Origin of the sequence: Algoriphagus iocasae, assembly GCF_014206875.1 — a bacterium.
Lineage (GTDB): Bacteria > Bacteroidota > Bacteroidia > Cytophagales > Cyclobacteriaceae > Algoriphagus > Algoriphagus iocasae.
Genome location: NZ_JACIJO010000010.1, coordinates 1 through 2,190, shown reverse-complemented (window position 1 = coordinate 2,190; position 2,190 = coordinate 1). Strand labels below are relative to the sequence as shown.

The 2,190-nt window shown below is 50.3% G+C and carries 1 rRNA gene; it reads left to right on the top strand.

Annotated features, from left to right (window positions below):
• Positions 1-65 precede the first annotated feature (65 nt).
• Positions 66-2,190: ribosomal RNA gene (locus FHS59_RS23100) — 23S ribosomal RNA — on the top strand; the annotation flags it as partial.

The window sequence follows — 2,190 nt, the reverse complement described above, 5'->3', positions numbered from 1 at the left end:
AGAACAAGTTCATTGACATGTTTAGCAGAAATTGTAACAGAAGTACTGGAGACAGTACATAAGTAGAGTAAGTGAATAAGGGCGCACGGGGGATGCCTAGGCTCTCAGAGGCGAGGAAGGACGTGATAAGCTGCGAAAAGCTACGGGGATTGGCCAATGCGAGTTGATCCGTAGATATCCGAATGGGGCAACCCAGTCTTAAAGACTATCCTGTAAAGGAAGCGAACGTGGGGAACTGAAACATCTAAGTACCCATAGGAGGAGAAAATAATAATGATTCCGTAAGTAGTGGCGAGCGAACGCGGAAGAGCCCAAACCGTTCATGTTACGGCATGAACGGGGTTGTAGGACCTGTATAATCAAAGACAACGAGACGAGAACGGCATGGGAAGGCCGACCGAAGGAGGTGAGAGTCCTGTATTGGAATTGTTGTTAGCGAGACGGGTATCCTGAGTAGGTCGGGACCGGAGGAATCCCGATTGAAACTGCCAGCACCATCTGGTAAGGCTAAATACTCCTGAGAGACCGATAGTGAACTAGTACCGTGAGGGAAAGGTGAAAAGTACTCCGAATAGGAGGGTGAAATAGAACCTGAAACCGTGCGCTTACAAGCGGTCGGAGCTGCGCGATGCAGTGACGGCGTGCCTTTTGCATAATGAGCCTACGAGTTACTCCTCATCGGCAAGGGTAAGGTATTCAGTACCGTACCCGGAGCGAAAGCGAGTCTGAAAGGGCGTTTGAGTCGGTGGGGGTAGACGCGAAACTTAGTGATCTACCCATGGCCAGGTTGAAGTTGTGGTAACACACAATGGAGGACCGAACCGATAAACGTTGAAAAGTTTCCGGATGAGCTGTGGGTAGGGGTGAAAGGCTAATCAAACTGAGAAATAGCTCGTACTCCCCGAAATGTTTTTAGGAACAGCGTCGGGAATTGTATGACGGAGGTAGAGCTACCGATAGGACTAGGGGGAGTCAAATCCTACCAAATCCTGACGAACTCCGAATGCCGTCATACAGAACCGGCAGTGAGGGCTGGGGTGCTAAGGTCCCAGTCCGAGAGGGAAAGAACCCAGACCTTCCGCTAAGGTCCCCAAATCTATGTTAAGTTGAACAAAGGTGGTCCAGTTGCAGAGACAGCCAGGAGGTTAGCTTGGAAGCAGCTATTCCTTTAAAGAGTGCGTAACAGCTCACTGGTCGAGCGACAGGGCGTCGATAATAATCGGGCATCAAACATAGTACCGAAGCGAAGGATTGATAGTAATATCAGTGGTAGGGGAGCATTCCAACGACGGAGAAGGTACAGCGTCAGCTGTGCTGGAGTTTTTGGAAAAGCAAATGTAGGCATAAGTAACGATAATGCGGGCGAGAAACCCGCACACCGTAAGACCCAGGTTTCCTGATCAACGCTAATCGGATCAGGGTTAGTCGGGACCTAAGGCGAACCCGAAGGGGGTAGTCGATGGCAAATGGGTTAATATTCCCATACTAATTATACAGGTGATGGAGCGACGGAGTGATGAAAGATCCGCGCGGTGACGGAATACCGCGTTAAAGGTAGTAGGTATTGGACCCATAGTTAAATGCGTGGGTTTAGCCGAAGCTGATAGTACCGAGCGTTTACGGACAATCGGATAGTGATCCTAAGGGCTTCCAAGAAAAACTTCTAGCGTTAAGCGTATAATTACCCGTACCGCAAACCGACACAGGTGGTCGAGGAGAGTATCCTAAGGTGCTCGAGTGAATCATGGCTAAGGAACTCGGCAAAATAGCCCTGTAACTTCGGGAGAAGGGGCGCCCCGAGCAATCGGGGCCGCAGTGAAGAGGCCCAGGCGACTGTTTAACAAAAACACATGGCTTTGCAAAGTTTAACGACTAAGTATAAGGCCTGACACCTGCCCGGTGCTGGAAGGTTAAGAGGGGATGTCATCGCAAGAGAAGCATTGAATCGAAGCCCCAGTAAACGGCGGCCGTAACTATAACGGTCCTAAGGTAGCGAAATTCCTTGTCGGGTAAGTTCCGACCTGCACGAATGGTGTAACGATCTGGGCACTGTCTCAGCCATGAGCTCGGTGAAATTGTAGTCGCGGTGAAGATGCCGCGTACCCGCAACGGGACGGAAAGACCCCATGCACCTTTACTGCAGCTTAGCATTGGTACTGGACAAATGATGTGTAGGATAGGTGGGAGACT